This is a genomic window from Janthinobacterium sp. GW822-FHT07A03, assembly GCF_058798815.1.
Genome location: NZ_JBXAKW010000044.1, coordinates 1 through 745, shown reverse-complemented (window position 1 = coordinate 745; position 745 = coordinate 1). Strand labels below are relative to the sequence as shown.

Here is a 745-nt window from a genome sequence, read left to right as displayed (position 1 = left end):
CCGGCGCGGCGTATGTGCCGCTCGATCCGTCCTACCCGGCCGAGCGCCTGGCGCATATGTTGGCAGATAGCACTCCTGTGGCGGTGCTGACCCAGTCCGCATTACGCACGGGGCTATCGCTGGTCCCGGACGCGGCCGTACTGCTGCTTGATGACCTGGCGCCGCAGTGCGATACCAATCCGGATCCGCTGGCACTGGGCTTGACCGCGCGCCACCTGGCCTACGTCATCTACACCTCTGGCTCGACTGGCTTGCCCAAGGGGGCAATGAACCAGCACGACGGCGTCGTGAACCGATTGTTGTGGGCACAAAGCGAATACCGTCTCGGCGGCAGCGACCGTGTGCTGCAGAAAACACCATACAGCTTCGACGTGTCGGTTTGGGAGTTCTTCCTGCCGTTGCTGGCTGGCGCGCAGCTCGTCATTGCCCGTCCTGGTGGGCATCATGATCCACACTACCTGGCCGAGCTGATCGAGCAGGCACGGATTACTACGCTACACTTTGTGCCATCGATGCTGTCGGCTTTCCTGGATCACGCCCAGCTTGGCGATGCCAGTGTGCTGCGCCGCGTGCTGTGCAGCGGCGAAGCACTGCCGTATTCGCTGCAGGCCCAGTTTGCGCGGTGTCTGCCCGGGGTCGAACTGCACAACCTGTATGGTCCTACCGAGGCGGCCGTTGACGTGACGTCCTGGCGCTGCCGCATGGGTGTCCAGGATACGACCGTCCCGATCGGCCATCCGATCGC

At 63.8% G+C, this 745-nt stretch carries 1 protein-coding gene; it reads left to right on the top strand.

The annotated features are described in order from the left end of the window. A partial coding sequence (locus AC1RJW_RS29700) for an AMP-binding protein (RefSeq protein ID WP_493048113.1) occupies positions 1-745 on the top strand: 745 nt, incomplete at both ends.